Origin of the sequence: Bacteroides sp., assembly GCA_036351255.1 — a bacterium.
Classification (GTDB): Bacteria; Bacteroidota; Bacteroidia; order Bacteroidales; family UBA7960; genus UBA7960.
In genome coordinates this window covers 13,521-28,855 of sequence record JAZBOS010000079.1, presented here as the reverse complement: position 1 = coordinate 28,855, position 15,335 = coordinate 13,521, and the positions used below count along the sequence as shown (strand labels likewise).

At 50.0% G+C, this 15,335-nt stretch carries 10 protein-coding genes; 4 read left to right on the top strand and 6 right to left on the bottom strand.

The genetic code is table 11. The features are described 5' to 3' along the window. Positions 1-150: 150 nt before the first annotated feature. The 6 genes from V2I46_07355 to V2I46_07330 form a co-directional block, all read right to left on the bottom strand. Positions 151-1,068 (bottom strand): type IX secretion system membrane protein PorP/SprF, encoded by a 918-nt coding sequence (locus V2I46_07355; GenBank protein MEE4177309.1) that lies wholly within the window; start codon positions 1,066-1,068, stop codon positions 151-153. A 144-nt stretch (positions 1,069-1,212) separates the two neighbouring features. Beyond that, positions 1,213-3,549 carry an OmpA family protein gene (locus tag V2I46_07350; GenBank protein ID MEE4177308.1) on the bottom strand — a complete coding sequence of 779 codons (2,337 nt, stop codon included), beginning with the start codon at positions 3,547-3,549 and terminating at the stop codon, positions 1,213-1,215. Between the two features lie 105 nt (positions 3,550-3,654). Beyond that, the gene (locus V2I46_07345; protein MEE4177307.1) at positions 3,655-7,884 is read right to left on the bottom strand and encodes a gliding motility-associated C-terminal domain-containing protein; all 4,230 of its coding nucleotides are present in this window, start codon (positions 7,882-7,884) and stop codon (positions 3,655-3,657) included. Next, complete coding sequence (locus V2I46_07340) at positions 7,881-8,459, bottom strand: hypothetical protein (GenBank protein MEE4177306.1); 579 nt, start codon at positions 8,457-8,459, stop codon at positions 7,881-7,883. Before V2I46_07340 ends, V2I46_07345 begins: the two co-directional genes overlap by 4 nt. 271 nt (positions 8,460-8,730) lie before the next feature. Then, the gene (locus tag V2I46_07335; protein ID MEE4177305.1) at positions 8,731-9,687 is read right to left on the bottom strand and encodes a phosphoribosylaminoimidazolesuccinocarboxamide synthase; all 957 of its coding nucleotides are present in this window, start codon (positions 9,685-9,687) and stop codon (positions 8,731-8,733) included. 18 nt (positions 9,688-9,705) lie between these two features. Continuing rightward, positions 9,706-10,701 (bottom strand): PhoH family protein, encoded by a 996-nt coding sequence (locus V2I46_07330; protein ID MEE4177304.1) that lies wholly within the window; start codon positions 10,699-10,701, stop codon positions 9,706-9,708. A gap of 190 nt (positions 10,702-10,891) precedes the next feature. Between V2I46_07330 and V2I46_07325 the strand changes: the two genes are divergently transcribed. The 4 genes from V2I46_07325 to V2I46_07310 are packed head-to-tail and all read left to right on the top strand — an operon-like array spanning position 10,892 to position 15,270. After that, a complete protein-coding gene (locus V2I46_07325; protein ID MEE4177303.1) occupies positions 10,892-11,680 on the top strand; it encodes an SAM-dependent chlorinase/fluorinase in 789 nt (262 codons plus the stop codon). 6 nt (positions 11,681-11,686) lie between these two features. Next, positions 11,687-12,418 carry a gliding motility-associated ABC transporter permease subunit GldF gene (gldF, locus tag V2I46_07320; protein MEE4177302.1) on the top strand — a complete coding sequence of 244 codons (732 nt, stop codon included), beginning with the start codon at positions 11,687-11,689 and terminating at the stop codon, positions 12,416-12,418. Positions 12,419-12,456: 38 nt separating this feature from the next. Continuing rightward, positions 12,457-14,193, top strand: a complete 1,737-nt coding sequence (gene gldG, locus V2I46_07315) for a gliding motility-associated ABC transporter substrate-binding protein GldG (protein MEE4177301.1) — start codon at positions 12,457-12,459, stop codon at positions 14,191-14,193. A gap of 3 nt (positions 14,194-14,196) precedes the next feature. Then, positions 14,197-15,270, top strand: coding sequence for a DUF4340 domain-containing protein (locus V2I46_07310; GenBank protein MEE4177300.1), 1,074 nt, complete (start codon positions 14,197-14,199; stop codon positions 15,268-15,270). Positions 15,271-15,335: the final 65 nt, after the last annotated feature.

Sequence of the window (15,335 nt, the reverse complement as noted above, 5' to 3'; positions counted from 1 at the left end):
GAAAAATTAATTTCGGAAAGCCGTGGGGATGATATCAGCCAAGCCTTTTCTTTACTTTTTTAGCGAGGGATTTATCGTCAGAGCAAAAAAAGAGAGGCTGTCATCAGGAATTTTTCTGTGACAGCCTCAGGGTTTTCAGGCAAGGAGGAGTTAGTTAAATATCCTGGGGGTATTGGGTGAAACCCTTTCTTTATTAAATCCGCCAAGGGACGCCTGGATCATGATTTCGTGCGAGCCACCGCTGTAACGGCGGTTTACCCCGATGCTATAATCGTAAGCATAACCCACGCGGATGGCAGGACTAATGGCATAACCAAGCATTGCTGACACAGCATCTCCCAGTCGATAGGAAAATCCGGTCCAGAGCAGTTTGTTGAAATAGGCCATCATATTGACATCAAACTGGGTGCTTCGCTGATTGCTTTTGATCAGCAGATAGGGCTCCAGGTCAACATTCGGGAACACATTGTCGAAACGGTATTTTCCATACATATAGTAATGCCTGGGGGCATAGTCAATGCCGGCATTCTCAACTGAGCGGTAAAGGTGTGTGATGGCAAAGCCCATCCGGAGGTTGGGGTCGGTATATTCCAGGCCGAACGAGAAGTCGGGCTTGGTATAAGTCTCCTTTGTGAACAATCCATTGGGATCGTTAGGATCCTCGTAAGTCAGTTGTGTGCCGTCGATGGTTCGGTTGACCACACCAGCGCCAAGTCCGAATATCAGGTGTGATACCACGCCAACCTGCACAGGGAAAGCGTAATTGGCCCGGATGGTCAGGAAGTTCTCATAACCCAGCTTATCGTTGATGATGTTAATCCCCAGCCCGCCGTAAATGTCCTGGATATAGGAACTGGCATTGAATACCTGCGATGAGGGTGCATTGTCAAAGCCAATCCATTGCTGGCGGGCTACCAATGAGAAGTCGAAGGTATTGGTCAACTGCAGGGAGGCAGGGTTGAAGATCTTCTCATTAAACATATACTGGCTGAAACTGGGATCGTTCTGGGCGAACGATGCCATTCCCGAAAGGGTGAGGGCCAGGATGAATACCAGGGTCTTTTTCATGCCAAAAAAGCTTTTAAATAAATGGCCACGCACGACTCGCAGGAAGTGCTCTGTTTTTGCTTTCATGTGATTTAAACCTGTTCGTTTCATGACCAAAAGTTCATTTGTTTATAAGCAGGCAATGTCCTATTAAAGCGATTCGGGTTATTGATTCTGCAACAATTGGTTGGCTTCGCTCAGGCTGATCCTTTCACCATCGCGGAAAGCTACCACAAAAGCATCAAATCCCAGTTCGCGCAAGCGGCGGTGTACATCCATCGCCTGATCCATTTGTCTGAACGTCCCCACTGAATATCGGTGAAAGCGGTCCATGTCGTAGTAATACAGAATATCCATTTCAGGGAAGGCTTCCATAATCCGGCGGTAATATTGCGGGTGGACCGGGTTGCGGGTAGCCGCAAACTGCACCATGAACTCAATGCCACGGGCATAATGAGCCTCTTTCTCCAGGGAGTTGAGGTAACGGAAACTGTGGCGTGGTGCGTCGGCTAGGAAGGTGTTGAAGTCGGGCATCGGGATCACCTCAAAGGTAGCCCTGCGGTTGAGCCGGTGTTCTTCTGGAGTTTTGGCATTGACCACCACCAGGTCCATCTTTCCGTGGCCAAAGGGATACAGCCGGTCCTCGCTGACGCCTCGGCTCAGGAGGTAATCAATGACGCTGTGGGCCCGTTTTTGCGAGAGGTAGAAGTTAAACAGATAGCCGCTGACCTCATCGGTGTGGGCGTGGACCACCAGCCCTGCTCCGGGTTGGGTATCGAGGAAAGAAAGTACACTATCGAGTTGCAATTGTGCAAAGCTCGTCAGGTCGAAACGTGCAAAATCGAAATGAACTGTGGGCAGCCCTTCGGTAATACCTGTTATGGCCGGGCGGGTGGGGAAGCTGCCATCAGGACCAATCTCATCGTCTGTGCGGGCAGCCAACATCGGAGCCGGGCTCATCGCTACGTTCTTTTCAAATTCGGGTACCGACAGGAAGCGGCTGGCAATAAGCTTATCCTTGACCGAAAGGGATTCGGAGAAGGGGCTGAAGCCATCTTCCACCACTTCGACGATGTAGTTCACTTCTGAATCGAGCTGTGGAATACGGTAAAACCCATCGCTGTCGGATTTTACTTTCAGGATCTTGTCATTATCGCCATAAAGTATGACTTCAATACCGGGCATGGGTTCTCCTGTCTCTGCATCTGTAATGATGCCTTTCAGGTCAAAGGTGCGTGAAATAATGCGGAAAGAATACAGGTCATCATTTCCCACGCCTCCCGGGCGGTCAGAGGTGTAAAACCCACTGGTGTATTCCTTGTTGATGATGAAACCAAAATCGTCGGCGCTGCTGTTGATGGGCGAGCCCATATTGACAGGTTTGGTGAAATCACCGTCTTCATCTATTTCAGAATAAAACAGGTCGAAACCGCCAAATCCCGGGTGTCCAAAGGAAGAAAAGTACAGGATGTTTCCGGCAATATATGGATAAGCGTCGTTCAGACTGGTGTTGATTTGAGGGCCAAGGTTCACGGGCTCGCTCCACTTGCTTCCTTCGGGGTCTTTGGTCATCCTGTAAAGGTCATATCCCCCGTATCCTCCGGCCATGTCGGCGCCAAAATACAACACCTGCCCGTCTTCGCTGATGGAAGGATAGCCAATGTTGTGTTGCTGGCTATTGAGAAAAAAAAGTTCAGGAGCACCCCAGGTATTGGTTTCCGGATTGTATTTAGCCGTGTAGATGTCGCAGGTTTCCCTGGTGCCATCACGTCCGCCGCAATTCATAAAATAACCGGTCTGGGTTTCGGGATCGTAGTTGAGGAAGCCTTCGTAGAATTCGGTGTTAATTTCGCCCTTGATCAAAGCTGGCTCGGTCCATTCGCCGGTGGTGCGGTTCAATTTTGATTCATAAATGCTGGAGAATCCTGTCCCGGTCCTGGTGTCGAGGCGGCCAGTTTCAGTATAGGTCGAAGCAAAGAGGATGCGGTCGTCAGGGAAAAAGGCGACACCCCATTCCTGCCCTGTGGTATTCAGCGGCCTTTCATTAACGACCTCGAACAGGGTTTCTCTAAAGTAGTTTTCTTTGCTGAACTTGGCTGACTCAAGGAGTTTCCGGCCAAAGCGGTCTCCGGGAACCTTTTCCAGGTAGCGGTTTGCAAATTCTATGGCCAGGTCAAAATCTTCCAATCCCAGGTTCATCTCACTCAGGTGCATATAAATCTCCGGGTTGTCGTAACCCACATTCATGGCCAGGGTGTACCATTTCCGGGCTTCTGCATAGTTAAGCATTTGCCGGTAGGTCTGTCCTAGCCTGAAAGAAACCTCACGCCGGATATTGGCTGTGCGGTCCCGTTTCAGGATGGCTTCGTAGGCATCCTTGGCCAGGGTATATTCTTCTTTCCGAAAATGTTCATCCCCGGCTTCAAGCAGCTTCAGCACCCTTTGTGCCGAGAGGGGCATGGCCAGAAGGACCAGCAGCCCGTAGATCAATATCTTTTTCATTTGCTTGGGATATTTCATTTTATTTGCTGAATCTCAAATTGATGCTGTTTATTTTTTTATTCCCGGGTTCGCTGGGTTTTGCATTGCACCCTGCTTAGACCTTTATCAATCCCTGTGGCGAATGACCGTGACAGAACCCTTCAGTAATGTTTTCTGGTTGTTGTGGTCAATGATTTCCAGGATGTAATAATACGTTCCGGGGCTTACATTGTTGCCATTATGGGTGCCATCCCAGCCTTCGGTGCCTTCATAAACGGCCTGTCCCCAGCGGTTAAAGATAACGAGATCGTGGTCTTTGCCAAAAATGTCATTGATGCCGTCCTGATCAGGGGTAAAGGCATTGGGTAACCCGCTGATGCTTACCGTATAGGGCTCGGATTGTCCGGTGCACTCATCAAGGGTTGCGACCACATAAACGACTTGGCCGTTCTTTAATTCGCTGCTTCGGAATATATTAGAGGTTCCGTTCTGAACCGATACACCATCCACAAAGAACTCATAGTTGTCGTAATTGGCAGGAACGGCCGTAAAGGTAATGGTCTGTCCGAAGTAGGCGGTACCGGGAGGATCCACCTCAAGGGTCACTTGTGGCGATGGCTTCAGAATGACCTGGATGGTTTCCATACGCATGCAGCCATCCGCATCGGTGACCACTATGATGTAATTTTCGAGGAATGGCGCTACGGCAATGAAATCAGGGGTCTCATCCAGAAGGTTGGCCTGGTCATCAAACCACTGATAATAATAAGGCTGACTGCCGCCTTCCACAGTGATGAATCCGCCCAGGAAGAGGGTTTCTTCGTCATCACAGATCTCGGGATTGTCTACCGTAAGAATCAGGTCAGATAATGAGATCGTGACGGTATATTCTGCTGTGCAGCCTAATTCGCTGGTAACAGTGAGGAAATAGGTGATGGGCGTGGTTCCGGTATACAGGACCTGGGGATTTGCCTCGGATGAGGTGAAGCCTTCAGGGTCTGAGGTCCAGGAGTAGGTATAGCCTTCCACTGCATCCCCGCCGATGAAAACGGGTTCAATCTCTGACTCGCTGCAGAACACAATGTCGTCCGATACCTGGGCCACTGGTGCAGGGTAAACGGTAATGGTGACTTCCCCGCTGGCCTCACAGCCAAAGGCGCTGGTAACCGTAACATAATAAGTGGTGGTAACTTGCGGGCTGACTGAGGGGTTGCTTTCGGTGCTTTCAAAACCTTCCGGATCGGAGGTCCAGACATAGGAATAATCTTCAGGGGCATCTGGATCGCCAATTTCAATGGATTCGCCCTCACAAATGTCGGTATCTTCGGCGATCACTACAACGGGAAGTTCATGAACCGTTACGGTAATGCTGTTCTGTTTCGAACAGCCCGTTTCGATATAGGTCTCAGTGAGGGTATATATGGTAGTAACCTCCGGGCTAACCGTTGGATTGGAAATGGTCGGATCGGAGATGCTTGGATCTTCGGGAACGCTGGTCCAGAAGAAGGTACTGGTGGGATTGGGTTCAAAATCATCGGGACCAATCACCACGCTTTCACCAAAACAGATATCCTTGTCAGTGCCCGCATCGGCTTCCGGAGCAGGATTAACGGTAATGGTCACGGAAGCAAAGAAGGTACATTCGCCAACCACCTCATGAATGGTGTATGTCGTAGTGATTTGCGGTGTGACCATCGGATTGGGCACCTGGTCGTCAAATACTTCTTCGGGATTGCTGCTGGTCCAGTAATAGGTGCTTCCGGGGTTAGGCGTTTCCGGCCCAAGGGTTACAGATTCACCCTGGCAAATGGTCTGATCCTCACCCGGGTCGGGAGCCTCGCCCACAACGGTGATGGTTACCGAATTCTCATTCTGACAACCAGTGTCAAGATAGGTCTCAACAAGCGTATAAACCGTAGTAACCGTGGGGCTAACAGTAGGATTGGAGATGGTGGGTTCCGTCAGGCTGGGGTCTTCGGGAACGCTGGTCCAGAGATAGGTGCTGGTGGGAGAGGGGACTGGGTCTGATGGCCCTAAGATCACCTCTTCTCCCAGGCAAATGGTCTGGTCTGGTCCGGTTTCAGCAGGTGGTAAGGGATTAATGATCACCTCAATGGTGTCAGTCGAGCTGCATCCATTTTCAGTATTGGTGACGATCACCGAATAAGTTCCGCCTTCGGTAACGGTGATAGTCTGGGTTTCTTCACCGGTTGACCAAAGATACTCACTGTCGGCAAAGAAGCCAGCATCGAGGATGACCTCTTCGCCTTCACAGACCGTAATATCTTCCCCAAGGTCAACCAGGGGGCCCTCTTCAACGAATACAGTGATCTCATCGGTGTCCTCGCCGCATTCATCAGATACGGTAACATTATAAGTCGTTGTTTCTAGTGGAGAAACGACAATAGAGGCGGTGGTTTCTCCCGTGCTCCAGAGGTAAGTATCTCCACCTGAAGCGGTCAGTGTAGCCGTTTGCCCCAGGCATATGGTCTGGTCGGGGCCTGCATTGGCCTCAATGGGATCGGGTTGGGTAATCAGGATACTCAGACTGGCTTCGCAACCATTCTGATCGGTTACCGTCACAAAATAATCGCCTGCAGCCAGGTTCTCTGCCGTTGGTCCCGTGGGGCCGTGATCCCAAACGTAGGTATAGGGCTCCGTTCCGTTTGAAGCCGAAACGGTTACTGATCCGTCACTTCCTCCATAACAAGTCACATTGTTCAGGGCAATAACCTGGAGGAGGATTTGAGGCGGATTAACGATGGTAACGGAAGCTGTGGCTGTGCATCCCCCAAGATCCGAGACGGTCACCTGATAGGTGCCAGCCTCAAGACCGGTGGCTGTGGCTGTCGTTTGGCCATCGCTCCAGAGATAGGTAAATGGAGGGGTTCCCCCTTCTACCGAAGCTGTTGCCTCGCCGCTGGCTTCACCATAACAAAGCGGAGGAACCACATTGGTAATGGTTACGATTATGGGGTCAGGATCGACGATGGTAATCTCTTCATTCACAATACAGCCAGCGGCATCAGTTACAGAAACGCTGTAAGTTCCGGGCCCTAGGTTTTCAATGGAATTGGTTGTGGCTCCTGTGCTCCAGAGGATGGTGTAAGGAGGTGTGCCCCCCGTAATATTGACGGTAGCAGTGGCATCCTCTTCCCCGTTACAGCTGATGGGTGTACTGGTGATGCTTAGTTCAGGGGGATCGGAAACGATTACAGTAACCGATGCGCAGGCCGACTGCCCGCAGGCGCCAGATTCCCATAGTACATAATAAGTAGTGGTTTCTGGCGGAATGGGTACCACCAGGTTATTTTCTTCGCCAATGAAGGTCCCGCCGCAGCTTCCGGTAAACCACCGGAGGACCTGTCCGCTTCCGCCTGTGGCGGTAAGGGTCATGTTGCCTTCGGTGCCATTGCAGACGATAGGGTCGCTTGAACTGGCCGATAACGGTGCTACGGGGATTTCATCCACTACAACAAAGGTGGATGCAGTGTTCTCACATCCGTTGGAATCGGTCACCGTGAGGATGTATTCACCAGCTTCATCCGGGCTGATATTTGCAAGGAGTGGGTTTTGCACGGCAGAAGTAAATCCGGGATTGTCTGGGCTGGCCCAGAAATAGGAAACCATTCCGTTAGGACCTCCCTGTAATGGAACGTCGCCTCCTTCACACACCGGTCCGTCATTGGTGGCGGTTACGTCAGGAAGTTCATGAACAGTAACCGGAATTACATTAGAGAGACTAAAACATCCGTTTTCTGCAATGATCCTTACGCGGTAGCTACCACTTTCAAAAGCCGTGTAAATGGGCTGTGTTGCGTCGAGTATCTCCACACTGCCGCGCCTCCAGATGAAATCGAAACCATTGACAGGGTCGGCAATGAGATTTACAGAACCTCCGTCACAGAATGTCGTTGGCCCGTCAGCCGTGATGGTAACGATGGGGGTTTCTTTCAGCGTTATATTAATGGAAGCCGAACCAGAGTTGCCTTCACTGTCGGTAACGGTGACACTGACAGGATAAACCCCGGGCGGGGTAGAGAACTCATTGTTGAAAATGGCATAGTCTCCCTCCGGAATAAGCATTCCCGGATCAGCATCCCATTCATATGTCACAAAATTCTGGTTGCCTCCTTCCGCATAGGCAGTAAGGATAAAGGTGCCGGAACCCTGGCACACTTCTCGCACTCCATCGGGTGTTTGTATGATGACGGTAATGGGCTGGGCCATTAATACTCCCGCATGAAACAGCAGGTATAATAATGGAAAAATCCCAAGACGGGAAATTCTTCTCTTGTTACCGTGGCGAATCTGGTTTTTCATTGCTTCGCGATTATTTTTCAAAAAACGCTTCATTCTATGATTATTTCTTTCGAAAAGGTCCTGCAGCCCTGCGGACTTGTGACCCTTGCGTGATATTTTCCTGCTGATTTGGGTCTGAATTCAGACCCGTTGGCACCAGGTATGGCATCTTCATCCAAAAACCATTGAAAGGTATGACTTTCCGTTGAATTAATGTGAAGGCTAAGCATGGGTTTTTTGAACAAAATCCGCTGAAAAACCCCAAAGTTTTCCACAATCTCTACCGAAGGCAAGCTTGCAACGTTTATTTCCAGCTCACATTGCGCCTGGTTCCCCTCCTGGTCCATGGCAAAGTATTTGACCTTGAAAATACCTGGATGACTGGTGTCGAACTTTACAAAAGCCTTGTCGGAAGCTGAAAGCAGCTTGCCTTCGGCCTCCCATTGATGTCCTGCTGTTTCACTTAAGCCCTTATCAACCCTGGCAATGAGCACCAGTGGCTGGCCCTGGCAGATGCTGGTTTCTCCACCCGTAACTGTGATCTGGCAATCAAAGGGTGGGGTTCCGCTTAAAATCAGGGGAAATAACATCAGCAATGCAGAGGCGAAAGTGAATATCGGTTTCTTCATCTATGTATTATTTACAAATACCTGATTGACAATATCATTGCAAATATAAAGCCTGCCTAATCCCTGTGAATCCGTTTTGTTTGCTAAGAAGTGGAATAAAACACCTGTTTTCACCGGAGCTTTTTACCCGGGCGAAAACAACCGGAAAATAAGGCTTTTTTATTTACATCTCATTGTTTGTACGAAGGCTTGGCCCAAAGGGTTATAAAAAACGGGAAAAAACTGCCTGCAGAGGCGGTTTTTTCCCGTCTGGTTTTTCTGTTTTGTTGTTTTAAGAATGCCCCTGTTGGTTTTCCAGGAAATTCAGGCAGTTCTCCTCAATGCGCTTAAGAATGTCTTCGGCCGGAGTTTTCATGAACTTTTCGCCGGTAATTTTCTCAAACAGCTCAATATAGCGGTCGGACACACTGGCTACAAATTCATCTGTCATTTCGGGAACCGCTTGCCCTTCCTGCCCATTGAAGCCGCGCTCCATCAGCCATTCCCTGACAAATTCCTTGGAAAGCTGTTTCTGGGGCTGGCTGGCCTGCTGCCGCTCTGCATAGCTTTCCTCATAAAAATAACGAGAGGAATCAGGGGTATGAATTTCATCGATCAGGTAAATTTTTCCGTTGGCCTTCCCAAATTCATATTTCGTATCCACCAGGATGAGGCCCATCTCGTCGGCCATTTCGGTGCCACGTTGAAACAAGGCGCGGGTATAGGCCTCGAGTTGCACATAATCTTCTTCGCTAACCAGTCCGGAAGAAAGGATCTCTTCGCGCGAAATATCCTCATCGTGCCCGATCAGGGCCTTGGTGGTAGGGGTGATCAGGGGTTCAGGGAAGCGGTCGTTTTCCTTCATCCCCTCGGGCATCGGGACGCCACAGATGCTGCGTTTTCCTTGCTTGTATTCGCGCCAGGCGTGTCCGGAGAGATAACCGCGGATGACCATTTCCACCTTAAAGGGCTCGCAAAAGATGCCAGCGGTGACCATGGGATCGGGGGTATCGATCTTCCAGTTGGGAACGATGTCGGCAGTAGCGTCCAGAAAACGTGCGGCGATCTGGTTCAGCACCTGCCCCTTGTAGGGTATGCCTTTTGGGAGTACTACATCAAAGGCCGAAATACGGTCGCTGACCACCATCAGCATCAGGCGGTCTTCAATGGTATAAACATCGCGCACTTTTCCTTTGTAGAAACCGGTTTGCCCGGGAAAATGAAACTGGGTTTGGGTTACAGCTTTCATAAAAAAATGGACTTTGGTTTATGCTTGGTTGTTTTCTTTTTCTCCTTTTTCTTTTTTCGGTGCGGGGGCAGTTCGCTCGTATGCATCAATGATCTTGGTCACCAGCGAATGGCGCACCACATCTTTCTCGTTTAGAAAGATGAAATCGATACCTGATACCTTATTGAGGACTTTTGTTGCTGTAATAAGGCCGGAAACTTGACTGCGAGGCAGGTCGATCTGGGTGATATCGCCAGTAATGATAAACTTGGCCGATTTGCCCATGCGTGTGAGAAACATCTTCAGCTGACTGTCGGTGGCGTTCTGGGCTTCATCGAGGATGGCAAAAGCGTTGTCGAGGGTGCGTCCGCGCATAAAGGCAAGGGGAGCGATCTCGATGGTGCCCTCCTCTAAATAAGATGCCAGCTTGGCCGGGGGAATCATATCGCGGAGGGCGTCATAGAGGGGCTGAAGGTAGGGGTCAAGCTTGTCCTTCAGGTCGCCCGGAAGGAAGCCCAGGTTTTCGCCTGCTTCTACAGCGGGCCGCGCCAGGATGATGCGCCTCACTTCCTTGTTTTTCAATGCCCTGACGGCCAGGGCTACTGCAGTATAAGTCTTTCCGGTGCCAGCAGGGCCTATGGCAAACAGCATGTCATGGCGCTTAAAGCTTTCCACCATGCGCTTTTGGTTGGGGGTGCGGGCTTTGATCAGCATCCCGTTCTTTCCGTAAAGGATCAGCTCGCCTTCCTCTTTTTCGCCCGAAGTCTCACGAATGGTTCCATCCTCGTGGGCCATCACCTCAAGGATGTTCTCTTCGGTGAGCTTGCTGAAACGATCGTAATGATTCACCATCAGCCCGAACTTCTGTTCAAAATAACGAATCTCTTCATCATCACCGATGAGTTTGAGGTCTTCGCCACGGGCTATCAACTTAAGTTTTGGAAATATGTTTCGCAGCAGTTGAAGCTTCTCTTCACGAAGCCCGAAGATGTCTGGCGGATGAAGGCCTTCCAGTTTTAATGTCTTTTCACCCATACAAGGCGGTCTTGTCCCTTTTTATCAGAAAATAATTTATTAAAAAGCCCTTTTTAAAATTCAACGGGCTGATATTATTTCTGTATTTTTACTGCTGCAAAATAACAATAAATTTGGGAATTTTCGGGTAAGCCCATTAATTTTGCCCCTTCATCAATACGCGATCTGCTGCGCTAAAAAAAGACCTTGAATGACTGTTGTTACCCTCACAAGCGACTGGGGCCTTGGGAGCCACTATGTTGGCGCTGTTAAAGGAACGCTGCTGAAGCTCATTCCGGGGGTGAACATTGTCGATATCTCTCATCAGATCCCTTCCTTCAATATCATGCACGCCAGTTTTGTCCTCCGCAATGCCTATCTGCATTTCCCAGAGAGCAGCATTCATCTGGTAGGCATCAATACCGAAGGGGGCCTGGAGAGCCCCCATATCGCCGTGAAACATCAGGGGCATTATTTTATAGGGTCCGACAATGGTATCTTCTCCCTGCTTTTTGACCACAACCCCCAGGAGGTGGTGGAGATTGATATTTTGCAGGACAGCGATTACTTTACTTTTTCCACCCGCGATGTCTTTGCCAGGGCGGCCTCAATGATTGCCGGGGGTAAAGCCCTCAGCGAACTGGGGCCCCCGCATACCAAACTGAACGAACGCATCCTGTTCAGACCGGTAGTACATCCCAACCAGATCATTGGCAAGATCATTTTCATTGACGATTATGAAAATGTTTTTGTCAACATTGACCAGCCTACTTTTCGTAATGTTGGTAAGGGAAGACCCTTTTCCATTAATTTTCGTTCGTTGGGAAGTGGCATTGACCGCCTTTCCCAGTCTTACGATGATGTGGTGGAGGGGGAAAAGCTTGCCCTGTTTGGCTCTACCGGATTTCTTGAAATTGCCATCAATCGCGGTAAGGCTTCCGGACTTCTAGGACTGTACCTCAACGAAACCGTTTCTATCGATTTTAATACGGATCAATAAAAGGATATGTTAACACTTTTCAAGAAAGAAATCAATAACTTTTTCAACAGCCTGATCGGTTATATTGTCATTGCGGTCTTTCTTATTGTCATCAGTCTTTTCCTGTGGGTGTTCCCGACGGATTACAACATCCTGCGGGCAGGCTATGCCAACCTCGATGGCTTATTTGTCATGGGCCCCTTTGTCTTTTTATTCCTGATCCCCGCCATCACCATGCGTTTTTTCTCCGATGAGATTCGCTCGGGGACCATTGAAATGCTGCTGACAAAGCCCATTACCGACCTGGGTATTATCCTTTCGAAGTTTTTTGCCGGATTGGTATTGGTGTTGTTGTCACTGATTCCCACGATTGTGTTTGTGATAACTGTTCACCGTTTTGGACTGCCTCATGGCAATCTCGATATGGGAGGCGTCTGGGGTTCTTACCTGGGGCTACTTTTCCTTGGGGCTGCATTTGTGGCCATCGGGCTCTTTGCTTCCTCTATTACCGAAAACCAGATCGTTTCTTTTATTATTGCCGTTTTCCTGTGCGGATTTATTTTCATTGGCTTTGAAATGATCTATACCCTTGAGCTTTTCGGCAAGGCCGATTTACTGATCCGCAACCTGGGGATTTATGCCCATTATACATCGATGAGCAGGGGCGTGATCGATACCCGCGACCTCATCTATTTCCTAAGCCTTACCGCCCTCTTTATTCTTTTTACCAAGATCCGGCTGGAAAGCAGGAAATGGTAGGGCAGGGGTTAACCCATAAGATAAGGAGCCTGATCGAAATGAAGATATTCAGCAAACTCAATAAACCCGATCCATCCCGCACAAGCCCTGCCCGCAGGGATGTGAAACGCCGCAACATCCAGCAACTGCTGCTGGGACTTGCCATCATCCTTGCCGTCAATGCCCTGGGTACAGTGAAATTTGCCCGCTGCGACCTGACCTCCGAAAAGCGTTACTCCCTGACTGAAGGCACCCGCAACATGTTGCGGCAACTCGACGACCTGGTGTTTTTCCGGGTGTACCTCGAAGGGGATTTCCCTGCCGGTTTCAAGCGCCTGCGCAACCAGACCCGCGAAATGCTTGATGAGTTCAGGGCTTATTCAAGCAACGTGCAATACGAGTTTATCAACCCAACGGAATCCCCTGAGCGCGAAGGCCTGATGGATATGCTTGTCCAGAAAGGCCTGCAGCCCACCCAGCTACAGGTGCGCGAAACCGACGCCTCTTCCCAGCAAGTCATTTTTCCCGGCGCCCTGGTAAGCTATCGTGGAAAGGAAGTGCCCCTTCAATTGCTCCAGGATCAGGTGGGTAAGCCTGCTGAAGATGTACTTAACAACTCGGGTCAGGCGCTCGAATACAACCTGGCCAATACAATACGCCAGCTCACCACTGAAAAGAAACAAAAAATTGCCTTCCTTGAAGGGCATGGCGAGCAGGAAAACCAGTATATTGCCGATATTGCCACCTCACTCAATGATTTTTACCAGGTTGAAAGGCTGCGCCTTGACGATAACCTGGAAGAAATCCTTGAATACCGGACGCTGATCATTGCCAAGCCCCGGATTGCCTTTTCAGAAGATGAAAAATATCTCCTCGATCAGTATATTATGCAGGGAGGCTCTATGCTCTGGTTGGTCGACCCGGTTTTTGCTAGTATGGATAGCCTGGTTCCGCCTGACTTCGAATCCATTGGCATGGCATGGCCCCTGAATCTCGAGGACATGCTGTTTCGCTATGGGGTAAGAATGAATACTGACCTGTTGATGGATCTCCGGGCAGCGCCCATTCCGGTGACCACCGGAATGATAGGCGACCGTCCGCAGATCAGCCTGATGCCCTGGTATTTCTTCCCTCTTCTCGATCCTGTGGGAGATCATAAGATTGTTAAAAACCTCAACCTGGTCCGCAGCGAATTCATCAGCAGCCTCGATACGGTCACTGCCGAAGGCGTTATGAAAACCATTTTGCTGAAGACCTCGCCCTATACGCGCGTGGTGCCAACCCCTGCCCGGGTGGCCCTCGACCTGTTACAGCAACAACCCAATGAGCAGGAATATGCAGCAGGGCCTCAGCCCGTGGCTGCACTCCTCGAAGGCAATTTTCAGTCGGTATTCCGAAACCGAATAATACCCGCCATTACGCTCCCCGAAGGCTTTCAAGCCCGCGACGAGAGCGTGCCTACAGCCATGATCGTGGTGACCGATGGCGATCTGATCCGTAACCAATTTGGACAAGGTGGACAACCCCTGCCCCTGGGATATGACCGTTATTCAGGCGAGACATTTGCCAACCGTGATTTTATTATGAATGCCGTAAACTACCTGGCCGATGATTCAGGCATCCTCGAGGCAAGGGTTAAGGATGTGCGCTTACGCATGCTCGATCGAACCCGCGTGAACCGCGATAAAATCTTCATCCAGTTAATCAACCTCCTGGTCCCGGTGCTGTTGCTGACCGTTTTCGGCATCCTTCGTTTCCTTTGGCGCAAACGCCGTTATGCAGGCAAATCACTTTAAGAAATGAAAAGAACTGCTACCATTCTCCTGATTCTGGTCTTACTGCTGGCTGCCTTTGGGTTATATTTCTACCTTTCGGAAAAAAAAGGCTCGCTGAGTCAGCGTGATCGTAATTTCCGTATCCCGGGCGAAGATACTGAGGTGGTTCGCATTGAAATGCAACGGCAGAATGGCGAACTTCTTTTGCTTGAAAAAGACCCTTCTGGCATATGGCAGGTCAACAACCACTTCAGGGCCAACGAATCTGCGGTCAGGGAGTTGCTTGGCACCCTCCGGCATTTAACGGTTCGTCTGCCTGTGGCACTCGCTGATCAGGATCAGGTCAACGATGCGCTTGAACAAGAGGGTGTATTGGTCACCATTTATGCACGCACCCCCTGGATCAGATTACCTGGCGGCCTTAACCTTATCCCGCGTACCAAGCGAATACAGCGGCTTCTTACGGGTGATGACACCCCTGATGGAGAAAGCACTTATATGCGGCTCTACCGCTCGGATATGCCCTTTGCCGTCCACGTTCCCGGCATTGAGGGCGGACTGGCTGACCTTTTTTCTACCGGGGAAACCAGCTGGCGCGACCCCGTGGTACTTGACCTCGCATCCAAACAAATCCAGAGCGTTGAGGTGAACTTCCCCGAAAGGGAAGACGAATCCTATCGCCTGGAACAGCAGTCCGATGAGATACACCTTTTTCATAAAGGGCAGAAAGTGGATCCGGCGCTGGTGGATTGGCCGAAAGTCAGCCGCTTCCTTGATTCGTTTACGGAGATGCACTATGAGAAACTTTTGACGGGTGAAGACGACAGCCTACGTTTGCGGGAAATGCGCAGCCCCTTTTTCCTGGAGATCAGTGTGACCGCTCAGAACGGACAGACCACCCGGATGCGTTTTTTCTATCGCGAAGCCAGTTCCGAAATGCTGCAAGACCTTGCACCGGGCACTGATACAGACCCCAACCGCTTCTACCTCCAAGTGAATGATGGAGCCTTTGCCCTGGCACAATACTTTGTCTTTAGCCGCATCATAAGGCCCTTCTCTTTTTTTCTGCTAAATCCCGAATCTGCAGAAAACAGCTGAGGCCAAAAATTTGGGGCATTTTAAAGCATATCTTTAATAAAAAACTATCTTTGCTACACATAATT

Coding starts and splice junctions, on each gene's coding strand:
- V2I46_07355 (MEE4177309.1), bottom strand. CDS start 1,068: ATGAAAAAGACCCTGGTATTCATCCTGGCCCTCACCCTTTCGGGAATG.
- V2I46_07350 (MEE4177308.1), bottom strand. CDS start 3,549: ATGAAAAAGATATTGATCTACGGGCTGCTGGTCCTTCTGGCCATGCCC.
- V2I46_07345 (MEE4177307.1), bottom strand. CDS start 7,884: ATGAAGCGTTTTTTGAAAAATAATCGCGAAGCAATGAAAAACCAGATT.
- V2I46_07340 (MEE4177306.1), bottom strand. CDS start 8,459: ATGAAGAAACCGATATTCACTTTCGCCTCTGCATTGCTGATGTTATTT.
- V2I46_07335 (MEE4177305.1), bottom strand. CDS start 9,687: ATGAAAGCTGTAACCCAAACCCAGTTTCATTTTCCCGGGCAAACCGGT.
- V2I46_07330 (MEE4177304.1), bottom strand. CDS start 10,701: ATGGGTGAAAAGACATTAAAACTGGAAGGCCTTCATCCGCCAGACATC.
- V2I46_07325 (MEE4177303.1), top strand. CDS start 10,892: ATGACTGTTGTTACCCTCACAAGCGACTGGGGCCTTGGGAGCCACTAT.
- gldF (MEE4177302.1), top strand. CDS start 11,687: ATGTTAACACTTTTCAAGAAAGAAATCAATAACTTTTTCAACAGCCTG.
- gldG (MEE4177301.1), top strand. CDS start 12,457: ATGAAGATATTCAGCAAACTCAATAAACCCGATCCATCCCGCACAAGC.
- V2I46_07310 (MEE4177300.1), top strand. CDS start 14,197: ATGAAAAGAACTGCTACCATTCTCCTGATTCTGGTCTTACTGCTGGCT.